21 protein-coding genes are annotated in these 25065 nt (G+C 60.3%); 5 read left to right on the plus strand and 16 right to left on the minus strand.

Annotation, left to right across the window (positions count from 1 at the left end; translation table 11 throughout):
- Positions 1 to 47: 47 nt before the first annotated feature.
- The 16 genes from dnaE to rpsB form a co-directional block, all read right to left on the minus strand.
- Positions 48 to 3566: a DNA polymerase III subunit alpha gene (gene dnaE / locus ACYAS9_RS26090; RefSeq protein WP_463571316.1), complete on the minus strand. Its 3519-nt coding sequence runs from the start codon at positions 3564 to 3566 to the stop codon at positions 48 to 50.
- Between the two features lie 80 nt (positions 3567 to 3646).
- On the minus strand, positions 3647 to 4285 hold the full coding sequence (rnhB, locus tag ACYAS9_RS26095; RefSeq protein WP_463571317.1) for a ribonuclease HII: 639 nt from the start codon (positions 4283 to 4285) through the stop codon (positions 3647 to 3649).
- Between the two features lie 11 nt (positions 4286 to 4296).
- Positions 4297 to 5436 carry a lipid-A-disaccharide synthase gene (lpxB, locus tag ACYAS9_RS26100; protein ID WP_463571318.1) on the minus strand — a complete coding sequence of 380 codons (1140 nt, stop codon included), beginning with the start codon at positions 5434 to 5436 and terminating at the stop codon, positions 4297 to 4299.
- A gap of 2 nt (positions 5437 to 5438) precedes the next feature.
- On the minus strand, positions 5439 to 6215 hold the full coding sequence (gene lpxA, locus ACYAS9_RS26105; RefSeq protein WP_463571319.1) for an acyl-ACP--UDP-N-acetylglucosamine O-acyltransferase: 777 nt from the start codon (positions 6213 to 6215) through the stop codon (positions 5439 to 5441).
- Complete coding sequence (gene fabZ, locus ACYAS9_RS26110; protein WP_056834957.1) at positions 6212 to 6652, minus strand: 3-hydroxyacyl-ACP dehydratase FabZ; 441 nt, start codon at positions 6650 to 6652, stop codon at positions 6212 to 6214. The genes lpxA and fabZ overlap by 4 nt, the downstream gene beginning before the upstream one ends.
- A 110-nt stretch (positions 6653 to 6762) precedes the next feature.
- Positions 6763 to 7818, minus strand: coding sequence for a UDP-3-O-(3-hydroxymyristoyl)glucosamine N-acyltransferase (gene lpxD, locus ACYAS9_RS26115; protein ID WP_463571320.1), 1056 nt, complete (start codon positions 7816 to 7818; stop codon positions 6763 to 6765).
- A 2-nt stretch (positions 7819 to 7820) separates the two neighbouring features.
- Positions 7821 to 8324 (minus strand): OmpH/Skp family outer membrane protein, encoded by a 504-nt coding sequence (locus tag ACYAS9_RS26120; protein WP_463571321.1) that lies wholly within the window; start codon positions 8322 to 8324, stop codon positions 7821 to 7823.
- A 46-nt stretch (positions 8325 to 8370) separates the two neighbouring features.
- Entirely contained in the window at positions 8371 to 10761 is a 2391-nt protein-coding gene (gene bamA / locus ACYAS9_RS26125) for an outer membrane protein assembly factor BamA (RefSeq protein WP_463571322.1), read from the minus strand.
- A gap of 71 nt (positions 10762 to 10832) precedes the next feature.
- Positions 10833 to 12185 (minus strand): sigma E protease regulator RseP, encoded by a 1353-nt coding sequence (gene rseP / locus ACYAS9_RS26130; RefSeq protein ID WP_463571323.1) that lies wholly within the window; start codon positions 12183 to 12185, stop codon positions 10833 to 10835.
- A gap of 111 nt (positions 12186 to 12296) precedes the next feature.
- On the minus strand, positions 12297 to 13484 hold the full coding sequence (gene ispC, locus ACYAS9_RS26135) for a 1-deoxy-D-xylulose-5-phosphate reductoisomerase (RefSeq protein WP_463571324.1): 1188 nt from the start codon (positions 13482 to 13484) through the stop codon (positions 12297 to 12299).
- Positions 13481 to 14296: a phosphatidate cytidylyltransferase gene (locus ACYAS9_RS26140; RefSeq protein ID WP_463571325.1), complete on the minus strand. Its 816-nt coding sequence runs from the start codon at positions 14294 to 14296 to the stop codon at positions 13481 to 13483. Before ACYAS9_RS26140 ends, ispC begins: the two co-directional genes overlap by 4 nt.
- Positions 14296 to 15051, minus strand: coding sequence for a polyprenyl diphosphate synthase (gene uppS, locus ACYAS9_RS26145; RefSeq protein ID WP_463571326.1), 756 nt, complete (start codon positions 15049 to 15051; stop codon positions 14296 to 14298). Before uppS ends, ACYAS9_RS26140 begins: the two co-directional genes overlap by 1 nt.
- Before the next feature lie 16 nt (positions 15052 to 15067).
- Positions 15068 to 15625, minus strand: a complete 558-nt coding sequence (frr, locus tag ACYAS9_RS26150) for a ribosome recycling factor (RefSeq protein ID WP_463571327.1) — start codon at positions 15623 to 15625, stop codon at positions 15068 to 15070.
- Positions 15625 to 16365, minus strand: a complete 741-nt coding sequence (gene pyrH, locus ACYAS9_RS26155) for a UMP kinase (protein WP_463571328.1) — start codon at positions 16363 to 16365, stop codon at positions 15625 to 15627. The genes frr and pyrH overlap by 1 nt, the downstream gene beginning before the upstream one ends.
- Before the next feature lie 202 nt (positions 16366 to 16567).
- Entirely contained in the window at positions 16568 to 17437 is an 870-nt protein-coding gene (gene tsf, locus ACYAS9_RS26160; protein WP_463571329.1) for a translation elongation factor Ts, read from the minus strand.
- A 190-nt stretch (positions 17438 to 17627) separates the two neighbouring features.
- Positions 17628 to 18368 (minus strand): 30S ribosomal protein S2, encoded by a 741-nt coding sequence (gene rpsB / locus ACYAS9_RS26165; RefSeq protein WP_463571330.1) that lies wholly within the window; start codon positions 18366 to 18368, stop codon positions 17628 to 17630.
- 301 nt (positions 18369 to 18669) lie between these two features.
- Between rpsB and map the strand changes: the two genes are divergently transcribed.
- The 5 genes from map to dapD all read left to right on the plus strand — a co-directional run bounded on the left by map (position 18670) and on the right by dapD (position 25047).
- Positions 18670 to 19455 carry a type I methionyl aminopeptidase gene (map, locus tag ACYAS9_RS26170; protein WP_463571331.1) on the plus strand — a complete coding sequence of 262 codons (786 nt, stop codon included), beginning with the start codon at positions 18670 to 18672 and terminating at the stop codon, positions 19453 to 19455.
- A 45-nt stretch (positions 19456 to 19500) separates the two neighbouring features.
- Positions 19501 to 22197, plus strand: a complete 2697-nt coding sequence (locus ACYAS9_RS26175) for a [protein-PII] uridylyltransferase (RefSeq protein ID WP_463571332.1) — start codon at positions 19501 to 19503, stop codon at positions 22195 to 22197.
- A gap of 55 nt (positions 22198 to 22252) precedes the next feature.
- Positions 22253 to 23446: a succinyldiaminopimelate transaminase gene (dapC, locus tag ACYAS9_RS26180; protein ID WP_463571333.1), complete on the plus strand. Its 1194-nt coding sequence runs from the start codon at positions 22253 to 22255 to the stop codon at positions 23444 to 23446.
- Between the two features lie 151 nt (positions 23447 to 23597).
- On the plus strand, positions 23598 to 23969 hold the full coding sequence (locus ACYAS9_RS26185; RefSeq protein WP_463571334.1) for an ArsC family reductase: 372 nt from the start codon (positions 23598 to 23600) through the stop codon (positions 23967 to 23969).
- Between the two features lie 43 nt (positions 23970 to 24012).
- On the plus strand, positions 24013 to 25047 hold the full coding sequence (gene dapD, locus ACYAS9_RS26190; RefSeq protein WP_463571335.1) for a 2,3,4,5-tetrahydropyridine-2,6-dicarboxylate N-succinyltransferase: 1035 nt from the start codon (positions 24013 to 24015) through the stop codon (positions 25045 to 25047).
- Positions 25048 to 25065 lie beyond the last annotated feature (18 nt).

The raw sequence follows: 25065 nt of genomic DNA on the forward strand, positions 1-25065 counted from the left end.
GAAGGGGCGCATTCAGGTCGAGGTTAAAAATTCGGTACTTTAAGCGCTTAACGGTACTGGAGGAAGACGTTCTGCTTGCCGAACTGGTCACGCAACGCCTGAATCAGGCTGTCGGCGGGATCGATTCGCCAGCTGTCGCCAAACTGCAATATCGCCTGGGCGTCCATCCCTGTGTAGTCGAGCGTGACCGGGCAGGCACCGCGATGGCGCTTGCACAGGTCACCCAGCCAGCGCAGCCGGTCGCCCTTGAGCGCTGCGGCATCCACCGTCACGCGCAGGCTTTCGGCAAGGCCGGTGCGGGCATCTTCGATGCTCATGACGCGCTTGGCACGCAAGCGCAGACCACCGGAGAAATCATCGTTACTGACTTCACCCTCGACCACCACGATAGCATCGGTCTGCAACAGTGACTGCGCGGCGTGAAAAGCCTCGGCAAACAACGAGGCTTCGATACGCGCCGAGCGGTCATCCAGGGTGATGAAACCCATCTTGTCGCCCTTCTTGTTTTTCATCACCCGCAGGGCAATCACCAGCCCGGCCACGGTCTGCGTATCGCGGGCCGGCTTGAGGTCGATGATGCGCTGGCGGGCGAACCTGCGGATCTCGCCTTCATACTCATCGATCGGATGGCCGGTCAGGTACAGGCCCAGGGTTTCTTTCTCACCGCGAAGACGCTCCTTGAGCGTGATCTCACGGGTCTTGCGATGGTTGGCATAGACATCGGCATCTGCGGCTTCGAACAGGCCACCAAACAGGTCGCTGTGCCCGCTGTCGCGGCTGCGTGCAGTCTGCTCGGCCGACTGGATGGCTTCTTCCAGCGCGGTCAGCAACACCGAACGGTTACGGTCGATATTGGCCTGATACGCCTTGGGTTCCAGCTCGAAATACGGCCCCAGCCGGTCCAGCGCACCGCTGCGAATCAGGCCATCCAGGGTTCGCTTGTTGACCCGTTTGAGGTCGACCCGGGCGCAGAAATCGAACAGATCCTTGAACGGCCCGGCCTGACGCGCCTCGGTGATCGCTTCCACCGGCCCTTCGCCGACGCCTTTGATCGCGCCCAGGCCGTAGATGATGCGTCCGTCGTCACTGACCGTGAACTTGAACTCGGACATGTTCACATCCGGCGCATCCAGGCGCAGCTTCATGCTGCGCACTTCTTCGATCAGGGTCACGACCTTGTCGGTGTTGTGCATGTCCGCCGACAATACCGCCGCCATGAACGGCGCCGGGTAGTGCATTTTCAGCCAGGCGGTCTGGTAAGAGACCAGGCCATAGGCGGCCGAGTGAGACTTGTTGAAACCGTAACCGGCGAATTTTTCCACCAGGTCGAAAATGTTGCCCGCCAGGTCCGGCTCGATATTGTTGTTCTTGCAACCTTCGATGAAACCGCCGCGCTGCTTGGCCATTTCTTCGGGCTTTTTCTTACCCATGGCGCGGCGCAGCATGTCAGCGCCACCCAGAGTGTAGCCGGCCATGACCTGGGCAATCTGCATCACCTGTTCCTGATACAGGATGATGCCGTAGGTCGGTGCCAGCACCGGCTTGAGGCCTTCGTACTGATAATCGGGGTGCGGATACGCCAGTTCGGCGCGGCCGTGCTTACGGTTGATGAAGTCATCGACCATGCCCGATTGCAAAGGACCGGGACGAAACAGCGCCACCAGTGCGATCAAGTCTTCCAGGCAGTCGGGCTTGAGCTTTTTGATCAGCTCTTTCATGCCGCGCGATTCAAGCTGGAAAACCGCCGTGGTTTCAGCGCGCTGCAACAGCTCGTAGGTCGGCTTGTCGTCCAGCGGGATAAAGGCGATGTCCAGCGGCGCCTTGTCTTCCTTGGCCCGCTCGCGGTTGATGGTGTCCAGCGCCCAGTCGATGATCGTCAGGGTCCGCAGGCCGAGGAAGTCGAACTTCACCAGACCCGCCGCCTCGACGTCGTCCTTGTCGAACTGGGTCACCAGGCCATCACCGGCCTCGTCGCAATAAATGGGTGCAAAGTCGGTCAGCTTGGTCGGCGCGATCACCACACCACCGGCGTGTTTACCGACGTTACGCACCACGCCTTCAAGCTTGAGCGCCATCTCCCAGATTTCGGCCGCTTCTTCATCGTTCTTGAGGAAGTCGCGCAGAATCTCTTCCTGCTCGAAAGCCTTCTCGAGCGTCATGCCGACTTCGAAGGGGATCATCTTCGACAAGCGATCGGCCAGGCCGTAGGACTTGCCCTGCACCCGCGCCACGTCGCGTACCACCGCCTTGGCCGCCATGGAACCGAAGGTGATGATCTGGCTGACCGCATTGCGGCCGTATTTCTCGGCCACATATTCGATGACCCGGTCGCGACCGTCCATGCAGAAGTCGACGTCGAAGTCGGGCATCGAAACCCGCTCGGGGTTAAGAAAGCGTTCGAACAGCAGGTCGTATTCCAGCGGGTCCAGGTCGGTGATCTTCTGCACATAGGCCACCAGCGATCCGGCACCCGAACCCCGGCCCGGGCCCACTGGCACGCCGTTGCTCTTGGCCCACTGGATGAAGTCCATCACGATCAGGAAGTAACCGGGAAAGCCCATCTGGATGATGATATCCAGCTCGAAATTCAACCGGTCGACATACACCTGACGGCGTTCGTCATAGTTTTCCGAGTCTTTGGGCAGCAGTACCTGCAGGCGCTCTTCAAGGCCGTCAAAAGAGACCTTGCGAAAGTATTCGTCGATGGTCATGCCATCGGGGATCGGGAAGTTGGGCAGGAAGTGCGTGCCCAGCTTGACGTCGATGTTGCAGCGCTTGGCGATCTCGACGGTGTTTTCCAGCGCCTCGGGCAGGTCGCTGAACAGCTCAGCCATTTCTTCTGCGCTTTTGAGGTACTGCTGATCGCTGTAATTGCGCGAGCGACGCGGGTCGTCCAGCGCCCGGCCTTCGCCGATGCAGACGCGGGTTTCGTGGGCGGCAAAATCTTCTTCGCGGATAAACCGCACATCGTTGGTCGCCACCAGCGGCGCGCCATGGCGATCGGCCAGGGCGACAGCGGCATGCACATGCTCTTCGTCGTTGACCCGGTTGGTGCGCTGCAACTCGATGTAGAAGCGGTCGGGAAACACCGCCATCCATTCACGCAACAGCTGGTCGGCCTCATCGGCATTGCCGCTGAGCAGGGCCATGCCGATTTCGCCCTCCTTGGCCGCCGACAATGCGATCAGGCCTTCACTGGCCTGGGCCACCCACTCGCGCTCGATGATCACAAAACCGTTGCGCTGGCCTTCGGTGAAACCACGGGAAATCAGCTCGGTGAGGTTGCGGTAGCCCAGCGGGCTCATCACCAGCAGGCTCAGGCGGCTCAGCGGCGCATCGGCATTCTTGCCGGCCAGCCACAAGTCAGCACCGCAGATCGGCTTGATGCCCGCCCCTTGCGCCGCCTTGTAGAACTTGACCAGCGAGCACATGTTGCCCTGGTCGGTGACGGCCACCGCCGGCATGTTCATGCCCGTCAGCGCCTTGACCAGCGGCTTGACCCGGACCAGCCCGTCGACCAGGGAGTATTCAGTGTGCAGGCGCAGATGAACGAAAGAAGCCGACATGAAGATCCTATAACGCGGGAACACGAAAAACGAAGATCGGGATTGTACCCAGCCGGACCTGAAACGTCAGTCCCGCAACATCAGTCCTGAAGCAGGCTGACCGGCGCACCGGGTGCCACGGCAAGTGCCTCCCAAGCGGCGCGCACCGGGGCAAAGGAGCGCCGGTGGATGGGCGTCGGTCCCAGGCGGGCCAGCGCTTCCAGATGAACGGGCGTCGGATAGCCCTTGTGCCCGCCCATGCCGTAGCCGGGATAAATCAGCTCAAAGGCTGCCATCTCACGGTCACGGCTGACTTTGGCCAGAATCGAGGCGGCAGCGATCGCCGGCACCTTGGCATCGCCCTGCACCACCGGCGCCGACGGCACCGAGAGTTTCGGGCAGCGATTGCCATCGATCAGGGCCAGCCTTGGGGTAATGCTCAGGCCTTCGACGGCCCGCTGCATGGCCAGCATGGTGGCATGCAGAATATTCAGGCGGTCGATCTCATCGACCTCGGCTCGTGCGATGTACCAGCACAGGGCCTTCTCGCGAATTTCGTCGAACAGTTTTTCGCGCCGCGCCTCGGTGAGCTTCTTCGAGTCGTTCAAGCCAAGAATCGGCCGGGCCGGGTCGAGAATCACCGCAGCGGTGACCACCGGACCGCACAACGGGCCACGCCCGACCTCATCGACGCCGGCAACCAGTTCTTCGACGAGGGTGAAATCCAGGCCCATTTGCATTGTTCGTACACTCACAGTGAAGAAGGGCGGCCGATCAATGCCAACACGGCTTCGGCGGCCTGATTGGATGCATCGCGACGCAGCGTGCGGTGGATCGCGTCAAAGCCCTCGGTCTGCGCCTGGCCGTTATCGATCAAGGGCAGTATTTCAGCGGCCAGCGCTTCGGGCGTCGCCGCATCCTGCAGCAACTCAGGCACCAGGCCACGATCGGCCAGCAGGTTGGGCAGCGAGACATAAGGACTTTTGACCAGCCGTTTGAGAATCCAGAAGGTCAACGGCGCCATGCGATAGGCCACCACCATCGGGCGCTTGTACAGCAGCGCTTCGAGCGTCGCGGTGCCGGAGGCGATCAATACCGCGTTACACGCCGCCAATGCCAGATGCGAACCGCCGTCCAGCAGCGTGACGGGCAGGTCACGACCTTGCAGCAGTTGCTCGATCTGTACGCGCCGTTGCGGGCTGGCGCAGGGCAACACGAAACGCAACTCAGGCCGTTCGGCCAGCAGGCGCTGCGCCGCATCGAAAAACAGCGCCCCCAGGCGCCCGACTTCGCCCCCACGGCTGCCCGGCATCAACGCAACCAGCGGGCCATCACCCAGCCCCAACTGCGCCCGGGCAGCGTCGCGATCGGACTCAAGGGCGATGGTATCGGCCAGCGGGTGACCCACAAAACGTACCGGCACGCCCTTTTCTTCATAGAAGCGCGCCTCGAACGGCAGCAGGGTCAGCATCAGGTCGCAGCCTTCACGGATCTTCAACACCCGCTTCTGCCGCCAGGCCCAGACCGACGGACTGACGTAGTGCACAGTCTTGATACTGGCACGGCGCAGTTGCAGCTCGATATTGAGGGTGAAGTCCGGTGCGTCGATGCCGATGAACACATCAGGACGCTCGGCGATCAGGGTCGCTATCAGCTCCTTGCGCCGGCCCAGCAGCTCACGCAGACGGCCGAGCACCTCGACCAGGCCCATGACCGACAGACGCTCCATGGGAAAGTACGAGGCCATGCCTTCGGCTTCCATGAGCGGCCCGCCCACGCCGATAAACCGGGTATCCGGGTAGCGCGCCTTGATCGCACGCATCAGGCCGGCACCGAGGATATCGCCGGACGCTTCGCCGGCGACCAGAGCGATACACAATGAACTGGCCATGGTCAGCGGGTAATGCCGCGAGTCGAGGACTGGATCGACTGGAGAAAGATGGCCACCTCAGGAAAGGCAGCAGCCGGCTCGGCCAGCTCGACAATCGCCTGGTCGACGGTCAGCCCTTGCCGGTAAACCGTCTTGTAGGCCTTGCGCAGCGCCTGAATGGCAAGCTCCGAGAAGCCGCGACGGCGCATGCCTTCGAAATTCATGCTGCGCGCTTCGGCCGGATTACCGAATACCGTGACGAACGCAGGCACATCCTTGCCAATCGCCGTACCCATGCCGGAAAAGCTGTGGGCGCCGATATGGCAATGCTGATGCACCAGGGTGTAACCGGACAGAATCGCCCAGTCATCGACATGCACATGGCCAGCCAATGCGGTGTTGTTGACCAGAATGCAGTGATTGCCGATCACACTGTCATGGCCGATATGGGCATAAGCCATGACCAGATTGTGGTCGCCCAACGTGGTTTCAGCGCGGTCCTGAATGGTGCCGCGATGAATCGTCACCCCTTCACGAATCACGTTGTGATCACCGATCACCAGACGCGTCTCTTCACCCTTGTACTTGAGGTCAGGGGTGTCTTCACCTACCGAGGAAAACTGGTAGATCCGGTTATGACGACCGATGTACGTCGGTCCACGCACAATCACGTGAGGACCGATCACTGTACCCTCGCCAATTTCCACACCGGCTCCGATGATCGACCAGGGGCCGACCTCAACATTGTCGGCCAGTACGGCCGTCGGATCGATGATTGCGCGAGGGTCAATCAAACTCATAGTTTGCGTTCCGCACAGATGATTTCAGCGGAGCAAACCGATTTGCCGTCAACCGATGCCTTGCACTCGAACTTCCAGATCTGACGCTTGCAACTGACGAATCTGGCTTCCAGCAGCAACTGGTCACCCGGCACGACTGGCTGACGAAAACGCAGTTTGTCCGAACCTACGAAGTAGTAGAGAGTGCCATCGGCAGGCTTGGCGTCAAGCATTTTGAAGCCCAGGATACCGGCGGCCTGAGCCATGGCTTCAATGATCAGTACGCCCGGCATGATCGGATGCTGGGGAAAATGACCATTGAAGAACGGTTCGTTGACGCTGACATTCTTGTAGGCACGAATTGTCTTGCCCTCGATATCCAGCTCTACAACACGATCCACCAACAGGAAAGGGTAACGATGAGGCAGGTATTCGCGTATTTCGTTGATGTCCATCATTTCGAGGGAAAGCCTGTAGTAAAGAGTGAGAATGCGTAACGACTGCACGCACTCTTCTGCAAATCGGGCAGGCGGTCTATCGACCGTACTGACCCGATATGAAAGAGATTTCAGCCATCAGATGAATCATTGGCGTCGCGGGTCACGGTCTCGACGACTTTTTCGAGTTTTTGCAGGCGTCGAGCCATGTCATCGATCTTGCGCAAGCGCGCTGCGCTCTTGCGCCACTCGGCGGCAGGCTGCATGGCAGTGCCCGACGAATAGGAACCCGGCTCGGTGATCGAGTGGGTGACCATGGTCATGCCGGTGATGAACACCCCGTCGCAGATATCGATATGCCCGACCAGCCCCACGCCACCGGCCAACATGCAGTGCTTGCCGATTCGGGTGCTGCCGGAAATACCGACACAGGCGGCCATTGCCGTGTGATCGCCGATCTGCACGTTGTGCGCGATCTGAATCTGGTTGTCCAGCTTCACCCCGTTGCCGATCCGGGTGTCGGCCAGCGCGCCGCGGTCGATGGCGGTATTCACGCCGATCTCCACATCGTCACCGATGACCACACCGCCGATCTGGGCGATTTTCTGCCAGACGCCCTTTTCATTGGCGAAACCAAAGCCTTCACCGCCCAGTACCGCGCCGGACTGGATGACCACACGCTGGCCGATGCGCACGTCGTGATACAACGTGACACGCGATGCCAGCCAGCCGCCCTCACCGATTTCGCTGCGCGCACCGATAAAGCAATGAGCGCCGACGGTAACCCCTGCCGCAATCCGCGCGCCGCTTTCGATCACCGCATAAGGCCCCACGCTGGCGCTTGGGTCGACATGGGCATCATCGGCAACGATGGCACTTGGATGAATCCCTACAACAGCCTTGGGCTTGGGGTCGAACAGGTGCGACACCCGCGCATAAGCCAGGTAGGGATCGGGAACGAGAAGCGCGTCACCTGCATAGCTGTCGATATCGGCTGGCTTGAGCAGCACGGCCGCAGCGCAGGTTTCGGCGAGAAACTTTCGATATTGCGGGTTGGCCAGAAAACTGACTTGACCGGGCCCCGCCTCTTGCAAGGTGGCAAGCCCGGTAATGTCCTTGTCCTTGTCGCCACGCAGGGTGGCGCCCAGGAACTCGGCCAGCTGGCCGAGCTTGATGGGTGCGCTCATGATTACTTCAGCTGGTTCATGCGCTCGATGACCTGGCGAGTGACGTCATACTGAGGCTTGACGTCGATCACTGCGCCACGTTCGAACACCAGGTCGAAAGCACCTTTCTTGATGACTTCTTCAACAGCCTGGTCCAGCTTCGGCTTGAGCTGCTTGAGCATTTCGCGGTCGGCAGTGGCTTTGGCTTCGTTCAGTTCCTTGGACTGGAACTGGTAGTCACGGGCCTTTTGCTTGAACTCGAGCTCAAGACGCTCGCGCTCTGGCTGGGCCATTTTGTCGCCGCCACTGACCAGACGATCCTGGATGCCCTTGGCGCTGGTTTCTAGGCCTTTGAGCTTGGTGACTTGTGGACCGAATTTTTTCTCGGCATCCACGGCATAACGCTTGGCAGCATCGGATTCCAGCAGGGCCATCTGATAGTTCAGAACGGCGATTTTCAGGTCAGCGAAGGCCGGGGTTGCTACAAGGACAGTGGCCAGCAGTACCAATTGGGTCAACTTACGCACAAATACACTCCTACAGAATTCGTTTTCGTTTCGTAGAGTCAGACGCTTAGAACGTCTGGCCCAGGGAGAATTGGAACACTTGGGTTTCCGAATCGTTGTCCGGCTTCTTGATCGGCATCGCCAGAGCAAAGCTCAGCGGGCCAAGCGCGGTGATCCAGGTCACACCAACACCAACAGAGCTGGCCATACCGGAGAAGTCGACGCCGTTACATTCGACTTTTTCACCAGTACCGGTCCGTGTTTTGGATTCGCAGTTGGTATCGAAGACGTTACCCACGTCCCAGAACAGGGAGGTACGCAGGGAACGCTGGTCCTTGATGAATGGCAGCGGGAACATCAGCTCTACACCACCCTGTACCAGTGCGTTGCCACCGAATGGCAGCGGATCCTGATCCGGATCACGCAAGGTGCCGGGCCGTCCAGCCGGATCGTCAGCGCCTTTACTTGGTGTGCTACGCGGACCGAGCGTACTGTCCTTGAAGCCACGTACCGAGTTGAAGCCACCGGCATAGTAGTTCTCATAGAACGGCAGGCCGCTGGTAGAACCGTAACCGTCGCCAAAGCCCAGTTCAGTGTGCAGGCGCACAGTGTAGGTATCGTTGATCGGATAGAAGTACTGACCACGGTAGTCAATTTTGAAGAACGACAGGTCGCTGCCCGGCAGGGTCGCTTCGGCCACCAGGCTTTGCGAGTGACCACGGGTCGCCAGCACGCCTTTGTTCAAGGTCGACTCGGACCAGCCGATCGAACCCTTGAAGTTGGTGAAGTTGCTGCCTTCCTTGTCGATGAAGTCGAAGATTTCATCAACGGTGTAGGTACCGGTCTTGATCTTGTCCTGCTGCACGTTCAGGCCATAGGTCAGGCGCGCGGTCTCGCTGATCGGGTAACCCAGGCTGATGCCGGCGCCCATGCTGTCTACCGCGTAGCTGGCCACGTCGACGTCGAGGTCATCGTAGTCGGTGGTACGGTAGAAGGCGTTGTAACCCAGGCTCACGCCGTCCGGCGTGTAGTACGGATCGACATAGCTGAAGTTGTAGCGGGTCTGGTATTCGCTGCGGGTCAGGCCGATGCTGACCTTGTTACCGGTACCCAGGAAGTTGTTCTGGCTGATCGAGCCACCCAGGATCAGGCCTGCGCTTTGCGCAAAACCAACACTGGCGGTGATGGAACCGGAGGCCTGTTCTTCAACGGCGTAGTTCACATCGACCTGGTCGTCGGTACCCGGTACGGCAGGCGTTTCGACGTTGACTTCCTTGAAGAAGCCCAGACGGTCCAGACGCACTTTCGACTGGTCGATCAGGTAGGTCGAAGCCCAGCCACCTTCCATCTGACGCATTTCGCGACGCAGCACTTCGTCGGCCGACTTGGTGTTGCCACGGAAGTTGATGCGGTTGACGTAGGCACGCTTGCCCGGATCGACCACGAAGGTGATATCGACGGTGCGATCTTCAGCGTTCGGGGTCGGCACGCCGTTGACGTTGGCGAAGGTATAGCCTTCGTTACCCAGACGACGGGTGACCAGCTCGGAGGTGGTGGTCATGACCTTGCGCGAGAACACCTGGCCTGGCTGCACCAGCAACAGGGACTCGACCTGGTCTTCAGGCACTTTCAGGTCGCCGCTGAGCTTGACCGACTTGACGGTGTATTTTTCGCCCTCGTTGACGTTGACCGTGATGTACACGCTCTTCTTGTCAGGGGTGATAGATACCTGGGTGGAGGCAATATCCATGTTGATATAGCCGCGATCCAGGTAGTAGGAACGCAGGCGCTCAAGGTCGCCGGAGAGTTTTTCACGGGCGTACTTGTCGTCGTTCTTGAAGAACGACAGCCAGTTGGTGGTCTTGAGTTCGAACAGGTCGACCAGTTCGTCTTCAGCGAAAACGGTATTGCCCACCACGTTGATGTGCTGGATAGCGGCAACGGTGCCTTCGTTGATGTCGATCTTCAGGCCGACGCGGTTGCGTGGCTGGGGAACGACCTCGGCCTTCACCTCAGCGGAATAACGGCCCTGGGCAACGTACTGACGCTGCAGCTCGTTACGCACACCTTCGAGAGTGGCGCGCTGGAAGATTTCACCCTCGGCCAGACCCGACTGTTTCAGGCCTTTCATCAGGTCTTCAGTGGAGATCGCCTTGTTGCCTTCGATCTCGATACTGGCGACCGATGGACGCTCGACCACAGTGATGACCAGAACGTTGCCGTCACGCCCCAACTGGATGTCCTGGAAGAACCCGGTCTTGAACAGCGCACGAGTGGCTTCGACCAGACGGCCGTCATCAGCGTTCTCGCCAACGTTGAGCGGCAAGGCACCAAAGACGCTGCCGGCGGAAACCCGCTGCAGGCCATTGACTCGGATATCGGAGATGGTGAAGGACTCGGCGTGAACTTCAGCGATCATCAGTACGGCAAGAGCCGCAGTTAGCAGCAGACGTTTCATGAAGTCCTTTATTCCAACTGGCAATAAACAAACTGCCGCCTGAGGCGGCAGATTCGCAATGGAGCGAAACTTTAGAGTCGACCCAGATCGTTGACCAGTGCGAGCAACATGACGCCCACTACCAGACTGATACCAATCTGAACCCCCCAACCCTGTACCTTTTCCGAAAGAGGACGCCCACGGGCCCATTCGATCAGATAAAACAGCAAATGCCCCCCATCCAGCACTGGAATGGGCAGCAAATTGAGAACCCCCAGGCTTATGCTCAGATACGCCAGGAAGTTCAGGAAGTCACCCACGCCCGACTGGGCTGAAGCGCCCGCCACTTTAGCAATGGTTATCGGTCCACTCAAGTTTTTTACCGAGAGCTCCCCGAACAACATTTTCTTCAGCGATTCAAGGGTCAGCACACTCATGGTCCAGGTGCGCCTGAAGCCCTCGGCCACTGCCTCCAATGGCCCGTAGCTGACTTCCCGGAGCATCTCGGCCGGCCACTCGCCGCCTTTGACGCCTGCGCCCAGGTAACCGGTCGCCGCCTTACCCTCTCCACGCGCCGCCAGAGTCAACGGCACCACCACCTGGGCACCGTCGCGCTCGACGGTCACCGAAATACGCGCATCGGGTCGCTCACGCACCCAGTCGACGACCTGCTGCCACTCATTCAGCGGCTGGCTGTCCAGAGCAATCAGGCGGTCGCCCGTCTTCAGGCCTGCCTCTTGCGCAGGCCCCTTGGGATCGAGTTCGGCAAGCACCGGCGCCAGGGCCGGCCGCCACGGCTGAATACCCAGCGAGCGGATCGGGTCAGGTTCTTCTGCGCCCTTGAGCCATTCCTTGAGCACCAGCTGGTGCACGCTGTCGGCACTGGCGCCCTGCTCACGCACCGCCACATTGACCGTGCCGGTTTCGCCCAGACGGCGAACCAGTTGCAGATTGACCGCCGACCAGCCGATGGTCGGCTTGCCGTCAACGGCAACGATTTCCTGGCCAGCACTCAAGCCCGCCTGCTGCGCGATGCTGTCCGGTGCCACCGAACCGATGACCGGCTTGACCTGCTGACTGCCCAGCATCGCCAGCGCCCAGAAAAACACGATGGCCAGAAGAAAGTTGGCAATCGGGCCTGCTGCGACAATGGCAATGCGCTGATAAACGGTCTTGCGATTGAACGACTGCTCCGCCATCTCCGGCGGCACATGCCCTTCACGCTCGTCGAGCATCTTGACGTAGCCGCCCAACGGAATGGCTGCCACCACGAACTCGGTGCCCTGCTTGTCGTGCCAGCGCACCAGCGGCGTGCCGAAGCCTACCGAGAACCGCAGCACCTTGACGCCGCAGCGGCGCGCCACCCAAAAGTGGCCGAATTCGTGAAAGGTCACCAGCACACCCAGGGCCACGAGGGTCCCGAGGATCATATATAACGCGCTCATTTATCTTCTCCGGGGACCGGCATGCGAGCCGGTGTGCCAATCATTGCAGGCTTTTGTAGCCACCCCTGACGCATCACCCGACCGTCCATGGATTTTTCGCACATGATCTTATCAACAATTTTGCTCAAGCCATTGCCCGGCCAGAAGCCGTGCCCTGGCATCCATCGCAAATACTGTCTCCAGCTCATTGACCGCGACAACCGGCTCGCGCGCAAGCACTGACTCGATCAGGCTGGCAATCTGCAGATAGCCGATACGGCCATCGAGAAAAGCGGCCACCGCCACCTCATTGGCCGCATTGAGCATGGCCGGCGCACTGCCACCCGCCTCTGCCGCCTGACGCGCAAGGCGCAGGCAAGGGAAGCGCTGCTCGTCCGGCGCTTGGAAGTCCAGTTGACCAATACGAAACAGATCCAGTGGTGCTACGCCGGAATCAATACGTGCAGGCCACGCCAGGGCATTGGCAATGGGCGTGCGCATATCGGGGTTGCCCAGCTGGGCCAGGACCGATCCGTCGACATAATCGACCAGCGAGTGGATCACACTTTGCGGATGGATGACCACCTCGACCTGATCGGGGCGCGCATCGAACAGCCAGCAGGCCTCGATCAGTTCCAGCCCCTTGTTCATCATGGTGGCCGAGTCGACGGAAATCTTGCGCCCCATCGACCACACCGGATGCGCACAGGCCTGCTCCGGCGTGACGGCTTGCAATTGCTCAAGAGGGGTCTGCCGGAAAGGGCCACCGGAGGCCGTCAGCAGGATGCGCCGAACGCCTACCGCGCCCAGACCACGGGAGAAATCCTGTGGCAGGCACTGAAAGATCGCATTGTGCTCACTGTCGATCGGCAGCAATACCGCACCGCTGCGCCGCACAGCCTGCATGAACAGTGCACCCGACATGACCAGCGCTTCTTTATTGGCCAGCAACACCTTCTTTCCAGCCTCGACCGCCGCCAGGGTCGGACGCAGCCCGGCCGCCCCGACGATGGCCGCCATCACCGCATCGACTTCAGGGTGAGCGGCCACTTCACACAGACCGCCCTCCCCGACCAGCACACGGGTTTCAAGCCCGGCACTGAGCAACTGATCCTGCAACCGGCTCGCCGCCTCGGGCGCAGGCACCACGGCAAAACGCGGCCGGTGCACGACGCACAGCTGGAACAGCTCATCCAGACGCGCAAAACCGGTCAGGGCGAACACCTGATAAAGATCAGGATGACGGGCAATGACATCCAGCGTGCTCAGCCCGATGGAGCCTGTAGCCCCCAGTACCGTGATCTGTTGCGGCGTACTCACATCACACCCCAGTCAGCAGCCCACAGCAGCACTGCAAATACCGGAATGGCCGCCGTCAGGCTGTCGATACGGTCCAGCACACCGCCGTGACCGGGCAGCAGGTTACTGCTGTCCTTGACCCCGGACTGACGCTTGAACATGCTTTCGGTCAGGTCGCCGACCACGGAAATCACCACCACCACCGCTGCCGCCAGAAGCCCTGCGATGAACTGGCCGAACGACCAGTCGCGCATGACACCGACCACAAGGGTGATTACCAGGCTGACGACCAGGCCACCATAAAAACCTTCCCAGCTTTTGCCCGGGCTGACCTTGGGTGCCAGCTTGCGCTTGCCCAGTGCCTTGCCAGTGAAATAGGCGCCGATATCGGCCGCCCACACCAGCACCATCACCGACAGGATCAACCAGTTGCCCAAGGGCCATTGCTTGATCAGCACCAGGCCTTGCCAGGCCGGCAACAGGATCAGAAAGCCAATCGCCAGCTTGCACACTGCACTTGCCCAGTGATCGCTGGAGGCCGGAAAGGTCAAGACCAGCCAAGTCGCCAGCAACCACCAGATGACCGCAGCGGTCAGCACCCACGGCGCCAGACCCGGCAGCAGGTACAGCAGAAACAGCAAAACAGCGACCGTCACCGCATAGGCAATGCGCATCGACTGGCTGGCAAAGCCGGCCAGACGCGCCCATTCCCAACCACCGAGGACGACCACCAGGCCGATGAACAGGGCAAAACTTGCACCCTTGAGCAGAAAAAAACCGCCCAAGGCAATCGGCAACAGAATAAGAGCAGTGATGATCCGTTGTTTGAGCATCAGGCGCGGGCTCCGGCTTCTACCTGTTCGCTGGTCTTACCGAAGCGACGTTGGCGGGAAGCGAAATCGGCCAGCGCTGCGCGCATGGCGTCGTGTTTGAAGTCCGGCCAGAAAAGGTCGGAGAAATACAGCTCGGCGTACGCCAGCTGCCAAAGCAGGAAGTTACTGATACGACGCTCGCCGCCGGTGCGAATACACAGGTCCGGTACCGGCAGATCACCGGTGGACAGGCACGCCTGCAACAACCCCGGCGTGATGTCTTCGGGCTGCAGATGCCCGGCCTGCACTTCACGCGCCAAGCGCTGGGCAGCCTGGGCAATGTCCCATTGACCACCGTAATTGGCCGCGATCTGCAGGATGAAGCGATCGTTGCCGGCAGTACGCTGCTCGGCATCGCGCATCGCAGCCTGAAGCTCGGGATGAAAGCGGGAGCGATCACCGATGATCCGCAACGAGATGTCGTTTTCGTTCAGGCGCCGCGTCTCACGTCGCAAGGCAGTCAGAAACAACTCCATCAACGCGCCGACTTCTTCGGCCGGCCGCTGCCAGTTCTCGCTGGAGAACGCGAACAGGGTCAGCACCTCGACCTTGGCCTCGGCACACACCTCGATCACCGCACGCACCGCATCCACACCTGCCTTGTGCCCGGCAACACCGGGCAGCAGGCGCTTTTTCGCCCAGCGATTATTACCGTCCATGATAATCGCGACGTGTCGCGGCACCGAGGACAGTGCCGCTTGCTTGGTCTTTTCCATGAAAACGCCCCGAGCCTTATACGGCCATCAGGTCGGCTTCTTTCTGCTTAACAGCCACTTCGATGTCTGCCACGAACTTGTCAGTCAGCTTCTGGATATCGTCAGCCGCACGACGCTCCTCGTCCTCGCTGATTTCCTTTTCCTTGACCAGATCCTTGTACTGGCTCAGGGCATCGCGACGGATGTTGCGCACTGCAACACGAGCATCCTCAGCGGCATCACGCGCCTGCTTGGTGAAGCCCTTGCGGGTTTCCTCGGTCAGGGCCGGCATCGAGATCAGCAGCAGTTCACCCAGGTTGGTCGGGTTCAGGTTCAGGCCGGCGTTCATGATGGCCTTGTCGACGGCGCCGAGCATGTTGCGCTCGAATGCGACCACTTGCAGGGTACGAGCGTCCTTGACCGTGACGTTGGCCACTTGCCTGATCGGCGTGTCGGAACCGTAATACGGCACCATCACACCTTCAAGGATGTCCGGATGCGCCTTGCCGGTGCGGATGCGACCAAATGCATGAGCCAGGGATTCCAGGCTCTTCTGCATACGGACCTGAGCATCCTTCTTGATTTCATTGATCATTATTGAACTTCCTCGATCAGGGTTCCTTCAGCGCCACCATGCACGATATTGAGCAGGGCGCCAGGCTTGTTCATGTTGAAGACGCGCAACGGCATCTTGTGGTCGCGACACAGGCAGATGGCGGTCAGATCCATGACGCCCAGCTTGCGATCCAGCACTTCATCGTAAGACAGATGATCGAACTTCTCGGCATTGGGGTCTTTGAAAGGATCGGCGGTGTAAACGCCATCGACCTTGGTCGCCTTGAGGACAACGTCGGCATCGATTTCGATGGCTCGCAGGCAGGCCGCCGAATCGGTGGTGAAAAACGGGTTGCCGGTGCCGGCGGCGAAGATGACCACTTCCTTGGCGCTCAGATGGCGCATGGCTTTGCGACGATCATAGTGATCGGTCACACCCACCATGGAAATGGCAGACATCACGATGGCGGTAATATTGGCACGCTCCAGCGCGTCACGCATGGCCAGCGCGTTCATCACCGTGGCAAGCATGCCCATGTGATCGCCGGTGACCCGGTCCATGCCGGCAGCACTGAGCGCTGCACCGCGGAACAGGTTGCCGCCACCGATGACCAGGCCGACCTGTACACCGATACCTACCAGCTGACCCACCTCCAGCGCCATGCGATCAAGCACTTTGGGGTCGATCCCGAACTCTTCGGAGCCCATCAGGGCCTCGCCGCTAAGCTTGAGTAGAATGCGTTTATAGCGAGCCTGATGACCACTGCTCTGCTGAGCCATTGCGAATCTCTCCTGCGGCGTTACTTGATAATGAAATCCGTGCAGGCACCAAGGCCTGCGTCAACTCTAGTCCGGCACCACGCAGGCGCCAGAAAATGCTGCCTTGCAGACTGCTTTTACAAGAAAAAATTCCCTTTCTTTCTTTGACAAAGAGGCCGCGCGCTTGTGCGGGCAGCCTCTTTGACAGACGCGTGGAACCGTCTTACTTCTTGCTGGCAGCTACTTGAGCAGCAACTTCTTCAGCGAAGTTGTCGACCGGCTTCTCGATGCCTTCGCCCACTTTGAAGTAGGTGAAGGAAACGATTTCAGCACCGGCTTTCTTGGCCAGTTCACCGACCTTGATTTCCGGGTTCTTGACGAACGCTTGCTCGACCAGGCTGGCTTCGGCCAGGAACTTGGCGATACGGCCTTTGACCATGTTCTCGACGATGTTTTCCGGCTTGCCGGCAATCTTGTCGGCGTTCAGTTGCAGGAAGACACCCTTCTCGCGCTCGATCGCTTCAGCCGAAACTTCCGACGGCAGCAGGAACTCAGGGTTGCTGGCAGCAGCGTGCATGGCGATGTCTTTGGCCAGCTCGGCGTCACCGCCTTTGAGGACCACGACCACACCGATCTTGTTGCCGTGCAGGTAAGCGTTGACCACATCACCTTCAACACGCGCCAGACGACGGATGTTGACGTTTTCGCCAACCTTGGCAACCAGAGCCTGACGCTCCGATTCCTGGGCTTCGATCAGCACGGCGACGTCGGTAACCTTGTCGGCGTAGGCTTTTTCGATGCTGCTGGTAACGAAGTTCTTGAAGTCGTCCTGCAGAGCCAGGAAGTCGGTCTGCGAGTTGACTTCAATGATGACCGCAGCTTTGCCGTCTTCGGCAACCTTGACACCGATCGCGCCTTCGGCAGCGATGTTGCCGGCTTTCTTGGCGGCCTTGATGGCGCCGGAAGCACGCATGTCGTCGATTGCTTTTTCGATGTCGCCGCCGGCCTTGGTCAGCGCCTTCTTGCAATCCATCATGCCTTCGCCGGTACGCTCGCGCAGTTCTTTGACCAGCGCTGCAGTAATCTCTGCCATTTCAAAATCCTCTTGGAAAGGTCTTAAACCAAACCACCCGAACTCGCGGGTGTTCAAATTCTTGGAAAACCATCGTGGCAGTCACAGATGACAAGCAGACCGCGACCTGGACACTCGATGTTTTCCGAGGTGGCAAAAAGGGGGCCTAGCCCCCTTTTTGCGCACTGAGTCAACGCCTGGCGTTGGTTACTCAGCCTTCTACGGCAGCAGCCGGAGCTTCTTCAACGTAGACTTCGGTACCGCCGGCAACGTTGTTGCGGCCACGGATGACGGCGTCAGCCATCGAACCCATGTACAGCTGAACGGCGCGAATGGCGTCGTCGTTACCTGGAATCACGTAATCAACGCCTTCCGGGCTGCTGTTGGTATCGACGATGCCGATAACCGGGATACCCAGCTTGTTGGCTTCGGTGATTGCAATGCGCTCGTGATCAACGTCGATAACGAACAGGGCATCAGGCAGGCCGCCCATGTCCTTGATACCACCCAGGCTGCGATCCAGTTTTTCCAGATCACGGGTGCGCATCAGCGCTTCTTTCTTGGTCAGCTTGGCGAAAGTACCATCTTCAGCCTGGATTTCCAGGTCGCGCAGACGTTTGATCGACTGACGAATGGTCTTGAAGTTGGTCAGCATGCCGCCCAACCAGCGATGGTCGACGTACGGCGAACCGCAACGTGCTGCTTCCTCGGAAACGATCTTGCCGACGGAACGCTTGGTGCCGACGAACAGGATCTTGTTCTTGCCCGACGCCAGACGCTCAACGAAAGTCAGTGCTTCGTTGAACAGTGGCAGGGTTTTTTCGAGGTTGATGATGTGAATCTTGTTGCGCGCGCCGAAAATGTACTTGCCCATTTTCGGGTTCCAGTAACGGGTCTGGTGGCCGAAGTGCACACCGGCCTTCAGCATATCGCGCATATTGACTTGGGACATGATAGTTCCTTGATAAGTCGGGTTAGGCCTCCACGCATCCCAATGACCAACCAGAGGCATTGCCCAAGGCACCCAGGTCATCGTGTCGATACGTGTGTGGGTTTATGCCCTGCAGGCTAGCCCTGCAAAGCGGCGCACTTTATATCACAAAAGCCTGACAAACAAAACCGCCCGATGCGCCCGCCTTTCACAACCCGCAGCAACCTGCCTGCAAGCCCATCGCCACTGCCCGCCCGGCGGTCTGGTAGAATGGCCGTTTTCCGTATTTTCAAGCCGCACGCGGCTTCCTGAGAGAGCCTGTATGACCATCAGCATCAAAAACCACGAAGACATCGAAAAGATGCGGATCGCCGGACGCCTGGCCGCCGATGTACTGGACATGATCGAACCCTACGTGAAGCCCGGCGTCACCACCGATGAGCTGAACACCCTGTGCCACGACTATATCGTCAACGTCCAACAGGCCATCCCTGCGCCGCTCAACTATAAAGGCTTCCCCAAGTCGATCTGCACCTCGATCAACCACGTGGTGTGCCACGGCATCCCCAGCGACAAGAAGCTCAAGAAAGGCGATGCGCTGAACATCGACATCACCGTCATCAAGGACGGTTACTACGGCGACACCAGCAAGATGTTCCACGTTGGCCCGGTTGCACCCTGGGTAGAGCGCCTGTCGCGCATCACCCAGGAATGCCTCTATAAAGGTATCGAAGTCGTTCGCCCCGGCGCACGCCTGGGCGACATTGGCGCAGTGATCCAGCAGCACGCCGAGAAAAACGGCCTGTCTGTGGTAGAAGATTTCTGTGGCCACGGCATCGGCACGGTCTTTCACGAAGAACCGCAGGTGCTGCATTATGGCGTGGCCGGTACCGGTATCGAGCTGCTGGAAGGCATGACCTTCACCATCGAACCGATGATCAACCAGGGCCGTGCCGGCACCAAGTTACTGGCCGATGGCTGGACCGCCGTGACCAAGGACCACAAGCTGTCGGCCCAGTGGGAACACACCCTGCTGGTCACCGCCACCGGCTACGAAATCTTCACCTTGCGCGCCGACGACACCATCCCGCGCACCAACGCAGGTTGATTCACGCCGTTTATTTGCCGACAACCCAGAAGGAAAGCAGTTGCCATGCCGCAGGTGGATCCTGATTTGTTCGATCGCGGCCAGTTCCAGGCCGAACTGGCCTTGAAGGCCAGCCCTATTGCCGCCTTCAAGAAAGCCATCCGTCACGCACGCGATGTGCTTGACCAGCGTTTTCGCTCGGGCCGCGACATCCGCCGCCTGATCGAAGACCGCGCCTGGTTCGTCGACAATATCCTGCAGCAGGCCTGGAGCCAGTTCGACTGGAGCCAGCAAGCCGACATCGCCCTGCTGGCCGTCGGTGGCTACGGGCGTGGCGAGCTGCATCCTTATTCGGACATCGATCTGCTGATCCTGCTCGACAACGACGATCACGAGCTGTTTCGCGATTCCATCGAGCGCTTTCTGACCCTGCTCTGGGACATCGGCCTGGAAGTCGGGCAAAGCGTGCGCTCGGTGAACGAGTGCGCCATCGAGGCCCAGGCCGACCTGACGGTGATCACCAACCTGATGGAAAGCCGCACGATTTCCGGCCCCGAGCCGCTGCGCCAGCGCATGCTCGAAGTCACCAGCACCCGGAACATGTGGCCGAGCAAGGACTTCTTTCTGGCCAAGCGCGCCGAACAGCGCGCCCGGCACCACAAGTACAACGACACCGAGTACAACCTGGAGCCCAACGTCAAAGGCTCGCCGGGCGGCCTGCGCGACATCCAGACCATCCTCTGGGTCGCCCGCCGCCAGTACGGCACGCTGAACCTGCACGCGCTGGCCGGCGAAGGCTTTCTGCTTGAAAGCGAGAACAACCTGCTGGCCTCCTCCCAGGAGTTTCTCTGGAAGGTGCGCTATGCCCTGCACATGCTGGCCGGCCGCGCCGAAGACCGGCTGCTGTTCGATCACCAGCGCACCATCGCCGCCTTGCTGGGCTATGAGGACAGCGACGCCAAGCGCGCCATCGAACGCTTCATGCAGAAGTACTACCGCGTGGTCATGAGCATCGCCCAGTTGAGCGACCTGATCATTCAGCATTTCGAAGAGGTGATCCTCAGCGACGACGACGGCAGCACCCAGCCGATCAATTCGCGCTTCCAGCTGCATGACGGCTATATAGAAGCGACCAACCCCAACGTCTTCAAGCGCACGCCGTTCGCCATTATCGAAATCTTCGTGCTGATGGCCCAGCGCCCGGAAATCAAGGGTGTGCGCGCCAACACCATTCGCCTGTTGCGCGAGCACCGGCACCTGATCAACGACGATTTCCGCAACGATATTCGCAACACCAGCCTGTTCATCGAGCTGTTCAAGTGCGAGATCGGCATCCACCGCAACCTGCGGCGCATGAACCGCTACGGCATTCTGGGCCTGTACCTGCCAGAGTTCGGGCACATCGTCGGGCAGATGCAGCACGACCTGTTCCACATCTACACCGTGGATGCGCACACGCTCAACCTGATCAAGCACCTGCGCAAGCTGCAGTACACCGAGGTGTCGGAGAAATTTCCGCTGGCCAGCAAGATCATGGCGCGGCTGCCCAAGCCGGAGCTTATCTACCTGGCCGGGCTGTACCACGACATCGGCAAGGGCCGTGGTGGCGACCACTCGGAGCTGGGCGCGGTAGATGCCGAGGCCTTTGGCAACCGTCATCAGTTGCCCAAGTGGGACACCCGCCTGATCGTCTGGCTGGTCAGCCACCACCTGGTGATGTCGACCACCGCGCAACGCAAGGACCTCTCCGACCCGCAGGTCATCCATGACTTTGCGCTGTTCGTCGGTGACGAAGTGCACCTGGACTACCTGTATGTGCTGACCGTCGCCGACATCAACGCGACCAACCCGACGCTGTGGAACTCCTGGCGCGCCAGCCTGCTGCGCCAGCTCTACACCGAGACCAAGCGTGCCTTGCGCCGCGGCCTGGAGAATCCGGTCGACCGCGAAGAGCAGATCCGCCGCACACAGACCGCCGCCCTGGATATTCTGGTGCGCAACGGCACCGACCCGGACGATGTCGAGCAATTGTGGTCGGGCCTGGGTGATGACTATTTCCTGCGCCACACCGCAGGCGATGTGGCCTGGCACAGCGATGCGATTCTCCAGCAACCGGCCGACGGCGGCCCGCTGGTGCTGATCAAGGAAACCACCCAGCGCGAATTCGAAGGCGCCACGCAGATCTTCGTCTACGCCCCGGACCAGCATGACTTCTTTGCCGTGACCGTGGCAGCCATGGACCAGTTGAACCTCAACATTCATGACGCACGAATCATCACCTCCAGCAGCCGCTTCACCCTCGACACCTATGTGGTGCTCGACAGCGATGGCGGCTCGATCGGCAACAACCCCGAGCGCATCGAAGAGATCCGCCGCGGCCTGACCGACGCGCTGCGCAACCCCGACGACTACCCGACCATCATCAAACGCCGGGTGCCGCGCCAGCTCAAGCATTTTGCCTTTGCACCGCAGGTCACTATCCACAACGATGCCCAACGCCCGGTCACCGTACTGGAGCTGCTGGCACCGGACCGTCCCGGCCTGCTGGCGCGGATCGGCAAGATCTTCCTGGAGTTCGACCTGTCGCTGCAAAACGCCAAGATTGCCACGCTCGGCGAACGGGTCGAGGACGTTTTTTTCATCACCGACGCCCACAACCAGCCGCTGTCCGACCCGCAACTGTGCCTGCGCCTGCAAGAAGCAATCGCCGAGCAATTGAGCGTCACCAGCGAGCCCACCGTGGGCTTTCGACTCAGCATCTGATTCGATGGCGCCCGCAAGACGGGCGCCCTGCACTTTGCCTTGGGACATTTGCACCATGAACAACGCCATGCAACTGCTTCAGCCCTACCCGTTCGAAAAGCTGCGCGCCCTGCTCGGCAGCGTGACGCCCAACCCGGACAAACGCCCGATTGCCCTGTCGATCGGCGAACCCAAGCATAAGTCGCCGGCGTTCGTTGCCCAGGCCCTGGCCGACAGCCTCGACCAGATGGCCGTGTACCCGACCACGCTGGGCATCCCGGCACTGCGCGAAGCCATCGGCCACTGGTGCGAGCGGCGCTTTGGCGTCCCTGAAGGCTGGATTGATCCTGCGCGCAACGTGCTGCCGGTCAACGGCACCCGCGAAGCCCTGTTCGCCTTCACCCAGACCGTGGTCAACCGTGAAGACAACGGCCTGGTAATCAGCCCGAACCCGTTCTATCAGATCTACGAAGGCGCGGCCCTGCTCGCCGGTGCCCAGCCGCACTACTTGCCGTGCCTGAGCGAAAACGGCTTCAACCCGGATTTCGATGCGGTATCGCCAGAGGTCTGGCAGCGCTGCCAGATCCTGTTCCTGTGCTCGCCCGGCAACCCGACCGGCGCACTGGTGCCGCTTGAAACCCTGAAAAAGCTGATCGCGCTGGCCGACCAATACGATTTCGTGATTGCCAGCGACGAGTGCTACAGCGAGCTGTACTTCGACGAAGAGACGCCACCGCCAGGCTTGCTGACCGCTTGCGTGGAACTTGGCCGTAAGGATTTCAAGCGCTGCGTGGTGTTCCACAGCCTCTCCAAGCGCTCCAACCTGCCAGGCCTGCGTTCCGGCTTTGTGGCCGGTGATGCCGAGATTCTCAAGGCATTTTTGCTGTACCGCACCTACCACGGTTGCGCCATGCCGGTCCAAACCCAACTGGCCAGCATCGCGGCCTGGAACGACGAAGCCCACGTACTCGCCAACCGCGACCTGTACCGCGAGAAGTTCGATGCCGTGCTGGATATCCTGGGTCCTGTGCTGGATGTACAACGCCCCGATGGCAGCTTCTACCTGTGGCCCAACGTCGGCGGCGACGATGCGGTGTTCTGCCGTGACCTGTACACCGAACAGCACGTGACCGTTGTGCCCGGCTCGTACCTGTCACGTGAAGTCGACGGCTTCAACCCCGGTGCCGGCCGTGTACGCCTGGCCCTGGTCGCGCCGCTGGCCGAATGCATTGAAGCGGCCGAGCGCATCCGGGCATTCGTCACCCGCTGATCCATGGACTGCTGCCCGGCCATTCCCATAGGGCGCGCGCCATACTGCTGTACCCGGATTGTCCGACAGATGTCGAGACGAGCCGGGCACAGCGGCGTTTGCCATGGCATAATCCCCGGCTGTTTTCAGCGATGCATGGGAAGTTCTGGCAATGGGAAATACCACCAACGGCAGCAACATCATTCGTCTTTATGGCATCAAAGCCTGTGACACGATGAAAAAGGCCCGTACATGGCTCGATGAACATGCCGTGAGCCATGAGTTTCATGATTACAAGACCCAGGGCATCGACCGTGAACACCTGACGCAGTGGTGTGACGAACACGGTTGGCAAGTGGTCCTGAACCGCGCCGGTACGACGTTTCGCAAGCTTGACGAGGCGCAGAAAGCCGACCTCGACCAGGCAAAGGCAGTCGAACTGATGCTGGCGCAACCGTCGATGATCAAGCGCCCGGTGCTCGATCTCGGTAACCGAACCCTGATTGGCTTCAAACCAGAATTGTATGCGGCGGCGTTGCAGTAAGCCCAAGCGCTACTGACACCCCCGACCACCAAGAGGAATCTGCATGTCCACCACCCTGTTCAGCCTGGCCTTCGGCGTCGGCACTCAAAACCGTCAAGGCACCTGGCTGGAAGTGTTCTACGCGCAACCGCTGATCAATCCGTCGGCCGAACTGGTCGCCGCCGTCACTCCGCTGCTGGGCTATACCGGCGGCAACCAGGCGATCACCTTCACCACCGACCTGGCATCGAAACTGGCCGACGCACTCAAGTCTGTCGATGCAGCCCAGGCCGCGTTGCTGACCCGTCTGGCTGAAAGCCACAAGCCGCTGGTCGCCACCCTGCTGGCCGAAGATGCAGCCCTGACCTCGACACCCGAGGCGTACCTCAAGCTGCACCTGCTGTCGCACCGCCTGGCCAAGCCGCACGGCCTGAGCCTGGCCGGCATCTTCCCGCTGCTACCGAACGTGGCCTGGACCAGCGCCGGTGCCGTAGACCTGAGCGAGCTGGCCGAGCGTCAACTTGAAGCACGCCTGAAGGGCGAGCTGCTGGAAGTCTTCTCGGTCGACAAATTCCCGAAAATGACCGATTACGTCGTGCCGAGCGGCGTGCGTATCGCTGACAGCGCCCGTGTGCGTCTGGGCGCTTACATTGGCGAAGGCACCACCGTGATGCACGAAGGTTTCGTCAACTTCAACGGCGGCACCGAAGGCCCGGGCATGATCGAAGGCCGCGTTTCGGCGGGTGTATTCGTCGGCAAGGGTTCGGACCTGGGCGGCGGCTGCTCGACCATGGGCACCCTGTCCGGTGGCGGCAACATCGTCATCAAGGTCGGTGAAGGCTGCCTGATCGGCGCCAACGCCGGTATCGGCATCCCGCTGGGCGATCGCAACACCGTCGAGTCGGGCCTGTATGTCACCGCCGGCACCAAAGTGGCACTGCTCGACGAAAACAACGAGCTGGTGCGCATCGTCAAGGCCCGCGACCTGGCCGGTCAGGCCGACCTGCTGTTCCGCCGCAACTCGCAGACAGGCGCGGTGGAATGCAAGACCCACAAGTCGGCCATCGAGCTGAACGAAGCACTGCACGCTCACAACTGATGTTGTCGGCGGCGCCTG

It is taken from the genome of Pseudomonas sp. HP_08 (assembly GCF_055284095.1).

Coding starts and splice junctions, on each gene's coding strand:
- dnaE (WP_463571316.1), bottom strand. CDS start 3,566: ATGTCGGCTTCTTTCGTTCATCTGCGCCTGCACACTGAATACTCCCTG.
- rnhB (WP_463571317.1), bottom strand. CDS start 4,285: ATGCAAATGGGCCTGGATTTCACCCTCGTCGAAGAACTGGTTGCCGGC.
- lpxB (WP_463571318.1), bottom strand. CDS start 5,436: ATGGCCAGTTCATTGTGTATCGCTCTGGTCGCCGGCGAAGCGTCCGGC.
- lpxA (WP_463571319.1), bottom strand. CDS start 6,215: ATGAGTTTGATTGACCCTCGCGCAATCATCGATCCGACGGCCGTACTG.
- fabZ (WP_056834957.1), bottom strand. CDS start 6,652: ATGATGGACATCAACGAAATACGCGAATACCTGCCTCATCGTTACCCT.
- lpxD (WP_463571320.1), bottom strand. CDS start 7,818: ATGAGCGCACCCATCAAGCTCGGCCAGCTGGCCGAGTTCCTGGGCGCC.
- bamA (WP_463571322.1), bottom strand. CDS start 10,761: ATGAAACGTCTGCTGCTAACTGCGGCTCTTGCCGTACTGATGATCGCT.
- rseP (WP_463571323.1), bottom strand. CDS start 12,185: ATGAGCGCGTTATATATGATCCTCGGGACCCTCGTGGCCCTGGGTGTG.
- ACYAS9_RS26140 (WP_463571325.1), bottom strand. CDS start 14,296: ATGCTCAAACAACGGATCATCACTGCTCTTATTCTGTTGCCGATTGCC.
- uppS (WP_463571326.1), bottom strand. CDS start 15,051: ATGGAAAAGACCAAGCAAGCGGCACTGTCCTCGGTGCCGCGACACGTC.
- frr (WP_463571327.1), bottom strand. CDS start 15,625: ATGATCAATGAAATCAAGAAGGATGCTCAGGTCCGTATGCAGAAGAGC.
- pyrH (WP_463571328.1), bottom strand. CDS start 16,365: ATGGCTCAGCAGAGCAGTGGTCATCAGGCTCGCTATAAACGCATTCTA.
- tsf (WP_463571329.1), bottom strand. CDS start 17,437: ATGGCAGAGATTACTGCAGCGCTGGTCAAAGAACTGCGCGAGCGTACC.
- rpsB (WP_463571330.1), bottom strand. CDS start 18,368: ATGTCCCAAGTCAATATGCGCGATATGCTGAAGGCCGGTGTGCACTTC.
- map (WP_463571331.1), top strand. CDS start 18,670: ATGACCATCAGCATCAAAAACCACGAAGACATCGAAAAGATGCGGATC.
- ACYAS9_RS26175 (WP_463571332.1), top strand. CDS start 19,501: ATGCCGCAGGTGGATCCTGATTTGTTCGATCGCGGCCAGTTCCAGGCC.
- dapC (WP_463571333.1), top strand. CDS start 22,253: ATGAACAACGCCATGCAACTGCTTCAGCCCTACCCGTTCGAAAAGCTG.
- ACYAS9_RS26185 (WP_463571334.1), top strand. CDS start 23,598: ATGGGAAATACCACCAACGGCAGCAACATCATTCGTCTTTATGGCATC.
- dapD (WP_463571335.1), top strand. CDS start 24,013: ATGTCCACCACCCTGTTCAGCCTGGCCTTCGGCGTCGGCACTCAAAAC.